The 15,169-nt window shown below is 48.8% G+C and carries 15 protein-coding genes; 9 read left to right on the plus strand and 6 right to left on the minus strand.

Translation table 11 applies throughout. From position 1 onward, the window contains the following. Window positions 1-8 precede the first annotated feature (8 nt). Entirely contained in the window at window positions 9-1,295 is a 1,287-nt protein-coding gene (gene aroA / locus PV02_RS03860) for a 3-phosphoshikimate 1-carboxyvinyltransferase (RefSeq protein WP_256622041.1), read from the minus strand. Window positions 1,296-1,501: 206 nt separating this feature from the next. Between aroA and PV02_RS03865 the strand changes: the two genes are divergently transcribed. Further along, complete coding sequence (locus PV02_RS03865) at window positions 1,502-1,750, plus strand: PAS domain S-box protein (RefSeq protein WP_256622157.1); 249 nt, start codon at window positions 1,502-1,504, stop codon at window positions 1,748-1,750. Window positions 1,751-1,810: 60 nt separating this feature from the next. Further along, on the plus strand, window positions 1,811-2,257 hold the full coding sequence (locus PV02_RS03870; RefSeq protein ID WP_256622042.1) for a DUF488 domain-containing protein: 447 nt from the start codon (window positions 1,811-1,813) through the stop codon (window positions 2,255-2,257). A gap of 17 nt (window positions 2,258-2,274) precedes the next feature. On the opposite strand, the gene htpX is transcribed toward PV02_RS03870, so the two are convergent. The 3 genes from htpX to PV02_RS03885 all read right to left on the minus strand — a co-directional run bounded on the left by htpX (window position 2,275) and on the right by PV02_RS03885 (window position 5,046). Then, on the minus strand, window positions 2,275-3,132 hold the full coding sequence (htpX, locus tag PV02_RS03875; protein WP_256622043.1) for a zinc metalloprotease HtpX: 858 nt from the start codon (window positions 3,130-3,132) through the stop codon (window positions 2,275-2,277). A gap of 180 nt (window positions 3,133-3,312) precedes the next feature. Next, a complete protein-coding gene (locus PV02_RS03880) occupies window positions 3,313-3,582 on the minus strand; it encodes a hypothetical protein (protein ID WP_256622044.1) in 270 nt (89 codons plus the stop codon). Window positions 3,583-3,648: 66 nt separating this feature from the next. Continuing rightward, window positions 3,649-5,046, minus strand: a complete 1,398-nt coding sequence (locus tag PV02_RS03885) for a hypothetical protein (protein WP_256622045.1) — start codon at window positions 5,044-5,046, stop codon at window positions 3,649-3,651. Window positions 5,047-5,510: 464 nt separating this feature from the next. Between PV02_RS03885 and PV02_RS03890 the strand changes: the two genes are divergently transcribed. The 7 genes from PV02_RS03890 (at window position 5,511) to PV02_RS03920 (ending at window position 12,147) form a co-directional block, all read left to right on the plus strand. Then, a complete protein-coding gene (locus tag PV02_RS03890) occupies window positions 5,511-6,257 on the plus strand; it encodes a helix-turn-helix transcriptional regulator (protein ID WP_256622046.1) in 747 nt (248 codons plus the stop codon). A gap of 64 nt (window positions 6,258-6,321) precedes the next feature. After that, window positions 6,322-6,822, plus strand: a complete 501-nt coding sequence (locus PV02_RS03895; protein ID WP_256622047.1) for an amino acid-binding protein — start codon at window positions 6,322-6,324, stop codon at window positions 6,820-6,822. A 10-nt stretch (window positions 6,823-6,832) separates the two neighbouring features. Beyond that, the gene (locus PV02_RS03900; RefSeq protein ID WP_256622048.1) at window positions 6,833-7,828 is read left to right on the plus strand and encodes a homoserine dehydrogenase; all 996 of its coding nucleotides are present in this window, start codon (window positions 6,833-6,835) and stop codon (window positions 7,826-7,828) included. A gap of 15 nt (window positions 7,829-7,843) precedes the next feature. Then, window positions 7,844-9,553: an ATP-dependent DNA ligase gene (locus PV02_RS03905; RefSeq protein ID WP_256622049.1), complete on the plus strand. Its 1,710-nt coding sequence runs from the start codon at window positions 7,844-7,846 to the stop codon at window positions 9,551-9,553. Between the two features lie 27 nt (window positions 9,554-9,580). Beyond that, window positions 9,581-9,946 carry a cupredoxin domain-containing protein gene (locus PV02_RS03910; RefSeq protein ID WP_256622050.1) on the plus strand — a complete coding sequence of 122 codons (366 nt, stop codon included), beginning with the start codon at window positions 9,581-9,583 and terminating at the stop codon, window positions 9,944-9,946. Window positions 9,947-10,036: 90 nt separating this feature from the next. Beyond that, complete coding sequence (locus PV02_RS03915; RefSeq protein ID WP_256622051.1) at window positions 10,037-10,894, plus strand: phosphatase PAP2 family protein; 858 nt, start codon at window positions 10,037-10,039, stop codon at window positions 10,892-10,894. 23 nt (window positions 10,895-10,917) lie between these two features. Continuing rightward, the gene (locus PV02_RS03920; protein ID WP_256622052.1) at window positions 10,918-12,147 is read left to right on the plus strand and encodes an MFS transporter; all 1,230 of its coding nucleotides are present in this window, start codon (window positions 10,918-10,920) and stop codon (window positions 12,145-12,147) included. Here PV02_RS03920 and PV02_RS03925 read toward each other — a convergent pair. Continuing rightward, window positions 12,144-12,974: a response regulator gene (locus PV02_RS03925; protein ID WP_256622053.1), complete on the minus strand. Its 831-nt coding sequence runs from the start codon at window positions 12,972-12,974 to the stop codon at window positions 12,144-12,146. The two genes, PV02_RS03920 and PV02_RS03925, sit on opposite strands and share 4 nt — an antisense overlap. Further along, window positions 12,974-15,010 carry a histidine kinase dimerization/phosphoacceptor domain -containing protein gene (locus PV02_RS03930; RefSeq protein WP_256622054.1) on the minus strand — a complete coding sequence of 679 codons (2,037 nt, stop codon included), beginning with the start codon at window positions 15,008-15,010 and terminating at the stop codon, window positions 12,974-12,976. The genes PV02_RS03925 and PV02_RS03930 overlap by 1 nt, the downstream gene beginning before the upstream one ends. Window positions 15,011-15,169 lie beyond the last annotated feature (159 nt).

Here is a 15,169-nt window from a genome sequence, read left to right on the forward strand (position 1 = left end):
AAGGGTATTCACCCTTCAAGCATGCTCAGGTTTGCCCCGAGTCTTTTCATATCATCAAAGAATCCGGGATAGGATATGTCCACGGACTCAACCGTATCGACAGTGGTATCTCCTGCCACCATGCCCGCTATTGTAAGTGACATGACTATCCTGTGATCGTGCCATCCGTGCACCTCGGCACCCTGCAGTTTTCCTCCTGTAATGGTGAGGCTGTCCCTTTCTTCTTTTACGCTGATACCCATCTTTGCAAGTTCCACTGCCATGGCGTGCAGCCTGTCTGTCTCCTTGTAGCGCACATGCTCGGCATTCTTGATATGGGTGACACCTTCGGCGCACGCAGCAAGTACCGCAACGGTCGGCACAAGATCAGGAGTGGCGCCTGCATCAAATGTTATTGCTTCCAGTTTTCCTTTTCCTGTTATCTTCACAGTACCTTCTTCCATGTCCCATGTTATGTCGGCACCCATACGCCTGAGCACGTCAATTATTTCTACGTCTCCCTGTTTTGAAGGGAACAGGTTCTTCACAAAGACTGTGGACCCCGTCATGGCTGCGGTTGCAAGAAGGTAAGAGGCTGATGAGAAATCCCCCGGCACGGTGTACTCCCTGAGGTCGTAGACCTGGTTTGCGGGGATAACGAAACTGATACTGCCGTTCTCTTTCGTGATTATTTCCACGCCTGCCTGCCTGAGCATCTCTATGGTGACATCCACGTATGGCCTGGACTTAAGATCGCCTCTTATCGAGATAGTGGTGTCCCTTCCTGTGAGGGGAGATGCTATGAGCAGGGCGGAGATGAACTGGGAACTGATGGAGCCGTCTATCGTGGCATTGCCGCCGTTGAACCCGCCGCGGACCACAAGAGGTGCACACCCGTTGCCACGGGTAGAGAATGCCTCAACCCCCAGATCGTTGAGCACTTCGAGCAGAGGTTTATTGGGACGCGTCCTGATGGAACTATCACCTGTCAGTACTGTGCTGCCTTTTGCCAGTGCGGAGATGGCTGTCATGAACCTTAACGTCGTGCCGGAGTTGGCGACGTCTATAACATTATCAGGCACATTCAGCTTTCCCCGGAACCCGTGGACCACCAGCCTGTCATGCTGCTTCTCAATGCGTGCACCAAAGGCCTCGCAGGCCCTGACCGTTGCAAGCGTGTCAGCTGACAGAAGTGGCCTGTAGACGATACATTCTTCCGAGAGTGAGGCTATAGTGATGGCCCTGTGTGTATAGCTTTTTGAAGACGGTGCAAATACTTCACCATTGATCCTGGAGATGCCGGCAGATACTTTCATTTTGACCTCTTGTCCCGGAACCTACAGTCCCGGTTTGTTCCGGTTCGTTTTCATAAACAGCGACGCATGTGTTCTTTTTGCTGTCAAGCAGGAAGCGATGTTATATATACGTATCTGTTTCAGAACTGACTGGATCCCACAAAGCAGTATCTTTAAGATAAAGGATATTTGGCTGCCTGTCCAGTTTCTTCATTTGCAGGTATTGCATTCATGATAAGGGCACTATTCTTGACTGTAACCAGAGCCTTGCGGAAATGTCAGAGTATACTGTCGGGGAGCTGACAGGCATGAAAGGATTGCTGCTTATAGCAGAGGATTTTCATGATGATGTAATGAAAGATATATTATGCTGTCTCGAAGAACCATATGAAGTGATGGCTCGGGTGGAAGCCCGAGGAAGGAAAGGGAGCACTTTCATATCCGTTATTGTGGATCAGAAGCCTGATTTGCGTTGACAGGTCAAAAGCCTTTCCTTTCGAAGTATTCAATAACATTAACGCCAATCAATATTACTGATGGTGCGAAAAACTAAATGCTACAGCATAGGATATGGCAACCGGTCCTTTAATGATTTTGTGTGGATGCTTATGCAGAACGGGATAACAAACCTTGTGGATATCAGGAGGTATCCACAGTCAACTTTTGATGAATTCAACAAGGAGTCTCTGGAAAAATCCCTTCCCCTGCACGATATAATCTACAGTCACTGCGAAGGTGTCGGGGGAATGCGTGAGTCTCCATATGTCGAATATATGGGCACCGACGAGTTCAGGAGTAGTTTTTCAAAGCTACTGGCATATATAGCCAGAGTTAACGAAGCCGGTGGAAAAGTAGTGCTCATGTGCGCGGAGAAAAGCCCAAAGGGATGCCACAGGCATTATCTTTCCATAAAGCTGGAAGAAAACGGAGTAGAGGTCATTCACCTGATCGAGCCCGGCCAGGTGAGCCTCTTTGACTTCTAATTCCGGATATATCTTGTTTACATTGCGCGGAGGCGCTTGATGCGCTCCTCGGTCACGGGGTGTGTCCTGAACAGGTTCATAAGCGAGCTTCCCTTGAGCGGGTTCACTATGAACATATGCGCAGTGCTCTCGGATGCATGCACATCCCCTCTCCTCTCCACATAATGCGCAGAGCCGTACTCAAGTTTCTCAAGCGCGCTTGCAAGCGCCCATGGTTTCTGTGAGATGCGTGCTCCTTCAGCGTCTGCGGCGAACTCCCTTGATCGTGAGATGGCAAGCTGGATTATTGTGGCTGCAATGGGTGCTACGACCGCCAGCGCGATGAATCCGATTATATTGCTGCTGCCTTCATCATCCCTTCCGCCGAGACCACCGAAAATGGCCGCCCACTTCACCCAGGTAGCTATCATTGTGATAACACCTGCTATGGTTGCGGCAACTGCACTGATCAGTGTGTCACGATTCCTTACATGTGCCAGTTCGTGTGCCAGCACGCCTTCCAGTTCTTCTGCATTGAGAAGGCTGAGTATGCCTGTGGTTGCAGCTACCGCTGCATGCTGGGGATTTCTTCCTGTTGCAAATGCGTTAGGCATTGATGTGTGGACGATGTACACCTTAGGCATGGGAAGGTTTGCACGGAGTGCCAGCTTCTGCACGATCCCGTATAGCTGGGGATGGTCCGCAGCTGTCACTTCCTGCGCGCGGTACATTTTGAGGACTATCTTATCACTGTACCAGTAAGTACCAAAGTTCATGATAACTGCGAATATGAAGGCAATTATCATTCCTGAAGTTCCGCCAACCATCTGACCGACAATGACCAGTAAGCCTGTAAGCGTGGCCAGCAGTAACGTTGTCTTAAGCATGTTCCCCATTTTTACCTCGTAGAGATATTGTCATATTTACTCATAAGCAGGATTCAATTGTTTGTGCTTCTATATATGCTTTCCTATATAGTGGTTCTACAGGTAATCATATTTTCAAGAACTATATTTATCGTCTGCAACGGTATTTGTAAAAAGAAAAGCAAAAGAAGAGACATGAGCAATACTTGCTCATATCTCTTCGACGGATATATTTTCCCCTGTGCTCATCTCCACTAGGAGCGTTTCAAACGCTGCCATCTCGGCCTCAAGCTGCACGATCTCAGGGTCGGTGACACCGATCCGCTCCTCACTTAACAATGCATCTGCTTCGGATAACTCCGCCCCACTTGCATCCCCGGATGAGGTGTCATCTCCTTTCACATCACTGTCCGTGCAGCCTGAAACTATAAGGCCCAGCAACATAATTCCGAGTATCAGAACGTACTTTTGTTTTAGCATCAATCATCATCCCCTTTATTAATATTTTTATATTACTATTCCCTTATATCAGATTAATGCTGCCGTTCAGATACCGGTCAGGTTGCCGGATACGGAGGAATTGCCTTCTGAGGTGTTATTGAAGGAGCTGTTCACGGACTCGTTCTCTGGATTCTCGTCATCCTCATCCATGTCAGACTCTTCGGAACCCTCATCAGATTCTTCCTCTTCATCATTTTCATCGTCATACTTTGCCCACTCTTTGGTGATACTTTCGAGCTCATAGGAGCCATCACCAGAGAGGACTGCTGTGCCTTCTCCGTCAACCGAGAGGGACATATCCTCTGAGCGGATCATCACTGTAAGGCGGCTGCCTTCAATAGTGACTGTTCCTGTAAGGTTGTGGAAGACAAATGCCCTGTTATTACTTTCACTGTTACCTGCATCTATGTTAGATAATGCGTAGGATGCATTGCCTGTGTTGATAACTGCATCTCCGGCCATATCCTTTACCACGAGCTTTGCATCAGTTGCATTGAATTCCAGTGTAAGGTTGCCTGAAAGTACTGCAGTACCATTACCTTCAGCTGTAAGGGTGTTGTTCCCGGTAAGCACCACCAGTCCCTCACGGTGCTGCCTGAGGCCCTTGAGCATATCTTTCAGGAGGGCGTTTGCTTCTTTTATCTTCTGCCCTGCCATGTTCATGTTCCTGATAAGCTCGGCCTTTTCATCTGCATCAGTAGCATTTGCTGCCTGCAGCTGGTATACTTTTGCCTCCGCGATCAGTGATCTGTATTCCTCAAGCATTGACCTGAGTTCCGCTACATTCTCACCGTTGCCTTCCAGGCGTGCAATCTCATTTTCAAGACGTAGTGCCATGTTTTCGGATGTCCTTATGACAGCACTCAGTTTATTATCTGCAGATTTTGACGCGGATGCTGTTTTCTGCCTGTTTGCATCCTTCCAGATATCCCTTATGTCCCTGGCGCACTCCGCAAGTTCCTTCCTTGTATCTGCTGCAGCCACATCCTCTTTTATCAGTTCCAGCTGTGTTATGTATTCCTCATCTTCAAGGGAAACGATCATATAATCTATGGTGCTGTTCAGGTAATCCTTTGTGGCCTCAATAGCTTCTTCCGAATCAAGGTTCTTGTCATTGTTCTTCATTTTCACGAAGTTGTCCCTTGCATCAAGGTAACCTGCCTTCACATTATTGTTCCCTTTAGCCCTGTTCATCAGGGTCGTATTATTCAGATCCTGAGTCGTGTTATTCAGGCCCTCTGCCTGTTTGCGCAGGGCATTCCCGTTAGCATTGATCATGTCGCGGTCCCTGTCCTTGATCTGGAGTCCTGCCTTCTGTGCGTTGTCCGACGCAGCAAGAGCTCCTGTGGAAAGGATACTTGCCACCATAAGTACTATTGCAAGATATGTAAATAATTTAATTCCCATTTTTCTCATGTGTTCCCTCTCGTTGGCGTTTTTCATGGAATTTCAGTAATCAGAACTGCTGGATTCTTAGAATCTGAAGAATTCCCGTCAAGCAGGTACCTATGTACCAAGTTCCACCCAATATCTGCTTGCAGCTTACAGATTCTAAGAATCCGAGTTTTGATCTGTCCGTTTTTGCCTTTGTTCTCAACGTTTTTTACAGGACATTGTGCTTAACTTACTGTCTCTGCACTTGCGCCTGCAATTTACTGATTGTCAGGCGAGCATATAAGCATACTTTACTTTACGTAATCTTTACTGAACTTTTTCATCAGATCTAAGCCCAATTATGGCTCCTTTTACTTGATGAAACTTTATATTTCTTCAGTTATCTTTTAGAAGAAAATATTATATGCATGTACTTAATAAATACACAGTTTGTGTCAACCCGAAAAACCCCGTGCATTTTAACTTTATTTATTCTCCTCCTGGCAAGCATCCATTTTGCTGCCGCTGCAGACATGGCAACTGTCCATGGTGTTATATATGAATGGGGCACCTTTGAACCTCTGGAGAATGTCATCGTGGAGGTCAATTCCACACCACCCCAGTCCATGCTTGCACGATATGGACTCTATTCATTCAATCTGTTACCGGGAGACTATGCTGTATCTGCGAGCTATTATCGCAATAGCACGCTCATACGCTATACGCAGGAAGAGATAACAATAACCGGTTCAGGCGATTATGTCATTGACCTGATCCTTCTCCCTGCATATTATGATGAAGGTCTGAATGAAGCCGAGTTCACCGAGCTCGATGAACTTGCCGACCTTGCAGAAGATGAAAGCAGTAACTCATTCTCATACGGCACTCTGTCCCTCCTGATACTGACAGCCCTGGCATTTGCTGCGGGTACATACCTGCTGTCAGTACGACGTAAGGCCAGTCCTGTACTGGCTGAAGATGATATCAGTCCTGCTGATGAGACAATCCCTGATATTAATGCCGGATATACTGGCCTGCCTGATGACCTGCGGGAAATGGTAAGCGTAATCTCCCGTAACGGTGGCCGCATTACCCAGAAGGATCTCAGAGGGGCCCTGAAACATTCGGAAGCAAAGGTCAGCCTGATGATATCCGACCTTGAGGACCGCGGGGTTGTACGGAAATTCAAAAAAGGCAGGGGAAATGTCGTATTCCTGGTACATCCCGAAGAGAATGGTGCTGAGCGTATTCAGCCTGAAGGGACAAACCAAAATATATAACTGTATTTGATGCCTAAGGATACAGAAATCATCAGAGTATCTTATCGACTCTTACGAGGTATATATGCGAGTTTCTATGGACCTTGAACTGAAAGACATCCCGGGGCAATTAGTCCTTGCACTGAAGCCCGTTTCTGAATTTAAGGGCAATCTCATATCTGTCGTGCATCATCATGAGAAGAGGACGCCCCGCGGCAAGATCCCTGTGCAGCTTGTGTTCGAGATCAAGTCCGATCACCTTGACAACATAATCTCCCTCCTGGAGGAAAGCGGGATCAGCGTGGTGAGCGTAGACGAGAAGAGATATCTTGAGCACGGTGCAGTGATACTTATAGGCCACATAGTACACACTGACATCAAGGATACCATTGATAAGATCGATAATACAGGGTATGCGGAAGTTGTTGACCTGAATCTGGCGATGCCGCGTATAAACAGGCCTTCCTCAGCCTCCCTGAAGATCGATGCTGTGAGCAAACAGCATATGAGCGCTGCGATAGAATTGCTGAAATCCATTGCAAAGGAGAAGGATCTGCTGGTCATAGAGCCTATAGGTGTCAACTGAGGGTGATATAATGAAAACGATACGTGCATCAATAATAGGTTTCGGGGCTGTGGGTCAGGGTGTTGCAAAGGTGCTTCTTGACAAGCGTGACTACCTGCGCGGCATCGGCATAGATATGAAAGTGATCGCCATAGCGGATTCGAGGACAGCGGTCGTTGACGCTCAGGGTGTGGACCTTGCATCTGCACTGTCCAGGAAAAAAGAAACAGGCGCAGTGGGGAGCGATACCATTTCCGGTACTGAGATAATAAGGACCGTGGACCATGAGCTGGTGATAGAGACCACCCCTACGAACATCGAGACAGGTGGCGTGGGACTTGTCAATATGATGGCCGCCTTTGAGAGAGGTATGGATGTCGTGACGTCCAACAAGGGCCCCCTTGCTCTCAAATATGGTGAGGTGATGGCGGCAGCTAAGAGCTCAGGATCTTACTGCAGGTTCGAAGCCACCGTGGGCGGTGCGATGCCTGTCATCAACCTTGCATGTGATGTGCTTGCAGGTAACAGAATGATCAGTATGGAAGGCATTTTCAATGGAACCTGCAACTATATCCTCAGCCGCATGATGGAGGAACAAGCCCCTTACGAGCAGATGCTGGCCGAGGCACAGGAACTCGGGATAGCTGAAAAGGATCCTTCATATGATGTTGAAGGTATTGACACAGCATCCAAGCTTGTGATAGTCGCCAATTCCATCTTCGGCATGAACGTTTCTTATAAAGATGTAACAGTGACCGGTATCACCAGGATAACTCCCGAGGCGCTCTCACTTGCGAACGCCGACGGCTTTGCCATCAAGCTCATAGGCGAGGTTAACGACAGCAGGATCAACGTCGCACCCAAACTGGTGCCGCTGAGCCATCCACTTGCAGTGGGAGGCACACTTAATGTGTTCTCAGTACAGACCGATCTCGCAGGTCCCATAACCATCACAGGAAGGGGCGCAGGCTCAATAGAGACAGCCAGTGCCATCCTGAGCGATATCATCAGCATCTACAGGAACTAAGGTTAACTGATCGACATGACAAGCTTCAGGGAATTTGCACAGGCCTGTAAGGTGATAGAGGCGACCCCGGGCTCCCTGGAGATGACCTCACAGGTTGCAGAACTGCTGAAAAAGGTAAGCCCTGAGGAACTTCCAATTGTCACTCACTTTGTCATGGGTGAAGTGTTCCCTGCATGGAGCTCCCAGGAAGTGGGCGTAGGCGCAGGCATCCTGTATGCCGCGCTTGCCAGGTCTTCCGGGCTTTCGGTTGGTGATATCGAGAACCTTGTTAAGGAAACGGGAGATATTGGCAGGACCGCAGTGAAAGCACTGGCACGGAAATCAAAGGGCCAGGCAACGTTCTCATCATTCCTCGAGGAAGCCCCTGAGCTTTCCCTCCATGAGGTCTTTGAGCGTTTCCAGGCCATTTCCAGATCGTCCGGTAAGGGTTCCCAGACATCCAAAATCAAGAACCTGCAGTATCTTTTCAACTGCTCAGGCTCCGAAGAGGTCGGGTATATCGCCAGGCTTGCCGTGGAGGACCTCAGGATAGGGGTCGGTGAAGGTATTGTGCGCGATGCCATAGCCTCTGCGTTCAATGTTCCGGTGGTTTCCGTGGAGCGCGCCTTCATGCTCACCAATGACATGGGACTTGTAGCTTCCACAGCCCGGGAGGGAGGGACCGAAGCTGTGGAGGGACTTGGTCTTCAGCTGAACCGCCCTATCAGGATGATGCTTGCGCAGATCGCTCCCACCATCGAGTCAGCTATTGCGGAAGTAGGCGAAGCGGCCATCGAGTGGAAGTTCGACGGTGCAAGGGTCCAGATCCATAAGGATGGCGACAGGGTGACCCTGTACTCCCGCAAGCTTGAGGACATCAGCAGTTCCCTGCCTGATATTGCTGCATCTATCAGGAAATATGTTCATGCGGACTCGGCCATTCTTGACGGGGAGGCGGTTGCCCTGGATGAAAGGGGCCATCCCCGTGCCTTCCAGGACATACTCAGGCGCCTGAGGCGAAAATACGAGGTTGACTCCACTGCAAAGGAAATCCCTTTATCGATCAACATCTTTGATATAATGTACCTCAATGGGGAGGATCTGATAGATCTGCCTTTGATAAGGAGAAGGGAAATGCTTGAAAACTGTGTGGAGAACGGCGATTCCATTAGTGTGGACAGGCAAGTGCTTACCAGTAATTATGAGGAGATCAGTGTGATCTATACTGAGGCTCTCAAGGCAGGTCATGAGGGTATCATGATCAAGAATCCCCAGTCCCCTTACTCTCCCGGGAAGCGGGGTAAGAACTGGCTCAAAAAGAAACCTGTCATGGAGACCCTGGATCTGGTTGTAATAGGTGCCGAATGGGGTTATGGGAAGCGTACAAGCTTCATGGGGTCTTTCGCCCTCGCCTGCCATGATCCCAGGACGGGACGCTTCCTGCCGGTGGGAAAGGTGGCTACCGGATTCTCGGACGAGCAGCTGGCTGAACTCACGGCCATCTTCTCGGATCTCATAGTAATGGAATCGGGTATCAGGATAGAGCTCAAACCCCAGGTCATCTTTGAAGTTGCCTTCGAGGAGATACAGAAGAGCACCAATTACGAATCCGGTTATGCTCTCCGCTTCCCCCGGCTTGTGAATGTGCGGGACGACAAGTCCCTGGAGGATGTTGAGACCCTGGGCAGGCTTGAAGAGATGTACCGCCTGCAAAGGGAAAGGGGAATCGGCCCCGATACTGCATAAGAGGCGGTAGACCATGAGAGGTGGCAAATGAATACAAAGTTGATAACAAAGCTGATAACACTTACTCTTATATCAGGTTTCCTGATCCTTGCCGGCTGCCTGGAGAACCTGTATGAAAGGGATACATCCGTAAGCGATATAGAGCCTGGTGTAACGATAGTCTATATAGACAACTTCTCTTTCAATCCCGACTCCGTGACAATAGCAGAGGGTGAAACTGTAAGGTGGATAAGCAATGATACTGCCGCATCAGTCATAAGCGGCAGCTCATTCCAGTCGCCTGCTCTCAGAAGGGGTGACAGCTATAATGTCACTTTCAATTCCCGTGGGACCTACAACTATTACCTGCTCTCACATCCCTGGACAGGGAGCGGGATTGTTATCGTGGAATAACGCTTTCTTTCATCTCGTGCCTCCCTCAGGCACAACGATTATTTTCTTTAAGGATTAATAAATATCCGGTTTAAAGGACATCATTGAGGAGTGGATATACTGACAGCTGTTGCCCTGATGACTGTAATGGCTCCTGTAGTCGTTCTATTGAGCATCATAGCTTATTTCACGCTGATGCCAGAGGAGTACAGGCTGGGTATAAGACTACGTGATCGTGGAACGTCTATGAATGTCGTTTCCGAGATGCTTCCTTATCTCGTACTGGTCTCTCTTGTATACATATTTGCCAAGTCCCAGGAGACCATCACAGCTGCCCTCGGGATAACTCCCACTCTGAGGTTAGCTGAGATTATTCTTTTACTGGAAGGCAGCACTGTTAGTGCATTCCAGACCATAGCAAGTCCTGCACTGACATATTTCAGTGCCTTCATCTACCTGTTCGGTTTCTCGTTCCTGCTAATCTTCACTTTCGTGGCTCTTATATGCAGCGGTAAGGTATCTGCACTGCAGGAATATGCAATTGCCATAACGGTGGCTTATGTAGTTGCTTTCCCTTTCCAGGTACTGGCTCCGGTAAAGGTCACGGGTTATACACTTCCCAATGTGGTTCCCCTGCTTTATCAGTTGAGCCCTGTGATACTGGAAGGCTTAAGGAGCGTTGACCCGTATTTCGACAATTGCTTCCCGAGCCTGCACGCTGCGCTTTCCATCATAGCGATGCTGCTCGTTGTGCTGAGGACGGACCTGAGGAAATATAAAATAGTTGCTGTCCTGCTGACAATTGCCATACAGTTCACTATCTTCTACCTGGGCATACACTGGATAACGGATTTCTTTGGAGGGCTGCTGCTGGCAGCCATAAGTTATGCTATTGCAGTCAGGTACAGGGACAGGATAGTAAGGACGATAAAAGCGGTCAGGAATACAGCACATCCTTCTTCGGAGTGAGGCCTGTCCGCAGGAAATTTAAAATGAAAGGAATCCCGCAAAGGCCTGAAGAATTGACTGCCTCTCCCGCAAAGAACCTGGACCCCCAGCTTTACATCCTTTCCGTTTCCAAATTCTTTAAGGATCTGGGCACAGGAATGCTTGCCTTCCTGATCCCTCTCTACATAGTAGACCTCTACAGCCCTTTCTTCGGATCGACTCCCGTTGTGGTGAAGGCAGGCATCGTCGCAACAGCCTATGGCATTTCCAACAGCATTTCACAGCCTTTTATGGGAAAGCTGTCCGATAGTCTCGATCGCAGGAAAGTATTTGTCCTTGCAGGCATGGCAGGTTTCACGATCCTGTCATTCATATATGCAAACACCAGCCGGTTCGAATATGTGGTCTTCTTTCGATTTGTGCAGGGGATAACCGTAGGTGCGGCAGTTCCTGCAATTTTGGCGATGATAACACACTTTTCCACAAGCAGGACCCGAGGAAAGGCTATCGGGATATATTCTTCCCTGAGGGGACTGGGCTTTGGCAGCGGTCCCATCGTGGCGGGTGCTGTGGTGAACTACTACGGGTTCGGAACAGCTTTTTACGTGTGTGCTTCTCTGGGTATCCTGAGCACGTTCCTGGTCCTTTTCTTTGTACGTGAAACACATGGCAGTGCAGAGAAGAATGTATCTTCCGGTGTATCGGTCTCAAGGGACCCGCAGTTCTTCGTCCTTGCCCTTGCAATGTTCATGATGATGGTGGGCATAATGATCATATTCGCTTTCCTGCCGGAATACAAGCTAAGACTGGGCGCAAGCGAGCTTTCCTTAAGCATTGCGGTGTCTGCCTATGTATTTGCAAGGGTGCTTTTCCAGACCCCCCTGGGTATCATCTCGGACAGGATGGGAAGGAAAAGAATGGTGGCTTACGGTCTGCTGCTGAATGTCCCCATAGTCATAGGACTTGCTTATGCCGGCAGCATAACAGAGCTCATCATCCTGCGTGCATTGCAGGGCATCTCCATGGCTGCAGTGGAAACCCCTGTCATGGCCCTGGCAGTGGAGCTGACAGGAGGAAGGGCTGTGAGCTCGCGGGTCAGTATCATAACTGCGGCACAGGCCGGCGGCATGGCACTGGGGCCACTGCTGGGGGGGCTGCTTGCGGGATATGTATCGTTCCGAACCCCTTTCTACCTGTGTGCTGCGCTGATCCTTCTGTCCTTCTTCCTGATACTTGCAAAGGTAAAAGAGCCTGGCGCATTTAAAAATGCTTAATGGTTGACTGTCTGGCTGAGCCCTGGGCCTATAATGTAGTCCAGAAAAGACCTTTCAATATCCCTTCTTTCAGTTATGTCGCAGAAGACAATGATAGCCCCGATGGTCTCATTGTGGATATTCCTGATAGGCGAGCCAATAACATCTACCGGTATGTGGTTCTGTTCTTTTGAGATAAGTACGGTTCCTTCACAGAGGCCATAAAAAGTTCCTTCCCTCAGGGCTTTCTTGGTAGGATTTGGAACGGCTTTTCCTGTAGTTTCGCATATTACCTTGAAGACACGATCAACTGGCTCTCCTATTGCCTCTTCAAGCCGGTAGCCGGTGAGCGCCTGGGCAAGGAGATTAATGTGCGTGACCCTTCCGCTGGCATCCGTGGAAATAACGGCATCTCCCACATTATCCATCAGCGAGTTGATCCAGCTGTCATTGTTGAAGAGCTTCTCCTGCTCCAGTGCTCTCTTGTGCAGGGCGATCTCTATATTGGTCCTGAGCTCCCTGTTATCAAAAGGTTTCAGTATGTGGCCGAAGGGCTCGGTCATCTTAGCCCTTTGCAGTGTCCTTTCATCGGAATAGGCGGTGAGATATACGACGGGGATCCTGCAGTTATTATGTATGACCGTAGCAGCCTCGATACCATCGATGTCGCCTTTGAGCACTATATCCATCAATACAAGATCAGGCTTGTATCTCTTCGCCATCTGTATGGCATCCTCTCCGGTTGATGCCATGCATGGTACAACATAACCAAAACTTTCCAGGCTATGCTTGATGTCCAGGGCAACTATCCTCTCATCCTCAACAACCAGTATCTTTTCGTTTGCCATCAGCAGTCCCTTCTTACGTAGGAGAGTTCCTTGAAAGTTATTCTGAATTCCGTACCATTGTTCCTATAGAGCTCGATCTTCCCCTCTATCTGCTCCACAAGCGAGTTCACCAGTTGCATGCCAAGCGAATCTGTGTTCCTGAAATCTATATTCTCAGGGAATCCTTCTCCATCGTCACTGATACTCAGGATGAAACCGTCTCCTTCCGGGTATATCCCTATCGATATCTCTCCGCCGCCTTTATGGAAGGCATGCTTCAGGGAGTTCGAAACGATTTCATTTATTATCAGGCCAAGGGGAATGGACGTATCTATACCAAATATAACGTTTTTAATATTTAAATTGATTCGGACAGTATTTCTGGAAAAACCATAAGAACTGACAAGATATTCCACAATGCTCTTGATGTAGTCCTCAAGTTCCACTTTTTCGATGTCCTGCGACCTGCAAAGTCTCTCATGCGCCAGTGCCATGGATCTTACGCGGTGCTGGCTCTCCCTGAATGCCCCGACAACTTCGCCGTCGCTGAATTTCCTTGACTGGAGGTTAAGCAGGCTGGAAATGACCTGCAGATTATTCTTTACCCTGTGATGGATCTCCCTGAGCAGGATATCTTTTTTGTGGGCTTCTTCTGCCTTTTTGATATCCGTGATGTCCTTTACCACGGACATTACCTCGTCCTCTCCGCTTACAACTATGCGTGCCTCATAATCCCTCATCTCCCCTTTGACGGGAAGCTGGTATTGCATCGTCTGCATCTTCCCTGTGCTTAAAACTTCATTGATGATGCTGATTTCTTTTGCACCCAGTTCCGCAGGCAGTACGTCATCAATCCTTATGCCCGGGATGCCTTGCGGGGATTCATAGAGGCACTCCCCGGTGGAAAGCTTATAGTTGCATATTGTCCCATCCCTTCTGATCCGGAATATCATATCGGGCATGGCCTGGATGATAGCTTTGAGCGTTGCATCCTTTTCCATGACCAGGTGCCTGGAATGTTCAAGCGATTCAAGCAGCAGGTTGATGGATCTGCAAAGCTCGGATATCTCATCCTTTCCCTCCTCATAGATACGCCGGGAGAGGTCCCTGCTTTCTCCGATGTTCTTTATGCTGGTATTGAGGTCATTGAGCCGTGAGAAGAAAGAGTTCTCATAAAGGTGCAAAGTCACGGAGCCAAAAGTACCGGCCACGAGCAGCAGGATCATAAGGATATAGGTCATCGTGGCTTTACCCTGCAGGTGTATGCTGCGGTTTTTGTCTACCATGAGTGCAAGGTTGTCCTGTCCGTAGACATCCTTAAGAAAAATGCCTCCGGTGACCGTACTTTCGTTCACGGAGTTCAAGTAGACTTCCTCGCCGGAACTTAGACTCAGCCCGGTGTCTTCCCTCTCCCCGGCAGCTGCCTGTGAGGAAAGCAGTTCCAGTGACAGGTTTGATTTCTCACCAAGAAGTCCCTGTTCAGCCTCATCCATGAAACGTCCCATGAGGACGACCCCTCCGATGGTGCTGTCCCCGCTGCCTGTGACTATGGGCTGGGACGTGACCATGACCGGCATGTCCGCAAGATACAGCAGCCCTGTCTTCCGGCTGGCCGCATTCTCATGCTCCAGCAGGTACCTGTTACTCTCAAGATGCTCAATAAGGAATTGAGGTGGAGGTGTCTGCTTTTCGCCGGACAGGTCCATACCTTTTGAGTATATCAGGGAACCGGAAGAGTTGTAAAACAGGGCGAAGTTCAGTCTCTGGTTAATGAAAGTCTCATCCATCAGGTAACTGCTGACATAGCTGCTGTTATTGTCAAGGACGAAATAATAGGTCTCATCCCAGACAGACCAATCCGCAGTTTTTCTTTCAAGGTCCTTCATGTCCCAGTAAAGGGTATTTCTTGCGTTCTGCACATCGTTTTTCAGCTCTTCCTTTTCAAGATGGTCAAAACTGTTTATGATGATTATCTGAGAACCCAGAAAGAGCACTATGACAAGCCCGGCAAGCGTGGCACCAAGGATAGCAAGTGTTTTTCTGCGCAGGGTCGTCATGTTGGCACGGTCCTTATATTGAAGGGTTAATGCAGTAGAGGTATCTCATTGATTGTGGTCCATAGAATAATTGAACTTCCTTTATGGTATTATATATATTTTAACATTTACTTTAACAACAGTAGGTGTATATCCCGCAGTCCTCGGATCCTACCTTCA

The sequence above is a fragment of the Methanolobus chelungpuianus genome, from assembly GCF_024500045.1.
GTDB classification, from domain to species: Archaea; Halobacteriota; Methanosarcinia; order Methanosarcinales; family Methanosarcinaceae; genus Methanolobus; species Methanolobus chelungpuianus.

Excerpts from the sequence above, each read along its gene's own strand:
- aroA (WP_256622041.1), bottom strand. The coding sequence starts at position 1,295 with ATGAAAGTATCTGCCGGCATCTCCAGGATCAATGGTGAAGTATTTGCA.
- PV02_RS03870 (WP_256622042.1), top strand. The coding sequence starts at position 1,811 with ATGGTGCGAAAAACTAAATGCTACAGCATAGGATATGGCAACCGGTCC.
- htpX (WP_256622043.1), bottom strand. The coding sequence starts at position 3,132 with ATGGGGAACATGCTTAAGACAACGTTACTGCTGGCCACGCTTACAGGC.
- PV02_RS03880 (WP_256622044.1), bottom strand. The coding sequence starts at position 3,582 with ATGCTAAAACAAAAGTACGTTCTGATACTCGGAATTATGTTGCTGGGC.
- PV02_RS03885 (WP_256622045.1), bottom strand. The coding sequence starts at position 5,046 with ATGAAAAACGCCAACGAGAGGGAACACATGAGAAAAATGGGAATTAAA.
- PV02_RS03890 (WP_256622046.1), top strand. The coding sequence starts at position 5,511 with ATGGCAACTGTCCATGGTGTTATATATGAATGGGGCACCTTTGAACCT.
- PV02_RS03895 (WP_256622047.1), top strand. The coding sequence starts at position 6,322 with ATGCGAGTTTCTATGGACCTTGAACTGAAAGACATCCCGGGGCAATTA.
- PV02_RS03900 (WP_256622048.1), top strand. The coding sequence starts at position 6,833 with ATGAAAACGATACGTGCATCAATAATAGGTTTCGGGGCTGTGGGTCAG.
- PV02_RS03905 (WP_256622049.1), top strand. The coding sequence starts at position 7,844 with ATGACAAGCTTCAGGGAATTTGCACAGGCCTGTAAGGTGATAGAGGCG.
- PV02_RS03910 (WP_256622050.1), top strand. The coding sequence starts at position 9,581 with ATGAATACAAAGTTGATAACAAAGCTGATAACACTTACTCTTATATCA.
- PV02_RS03920 (WP_256622052.1), top strand. The coding sequence starts at position 10,918 with ATGAAAGGAATCCCGCAAAGGCCTGAAGAATTGACTGCCTCTCCCGCA.
- PV02_RS03925 (WP_256622053.1), bottom strand. The coding sequence starts at position 12,974 with ATGGCAAACGAAAAGATACTGGTTGTTGAGGATGAGAGGATAGTTGCC.
- PV02_RS03930 (WP_256622054.1), bottom strand. The coding sequence starts at position 15,010 with ATGACGACCCTGCGCAGAAAAACACTTGCTATCCTTGGTGCCACGCTT.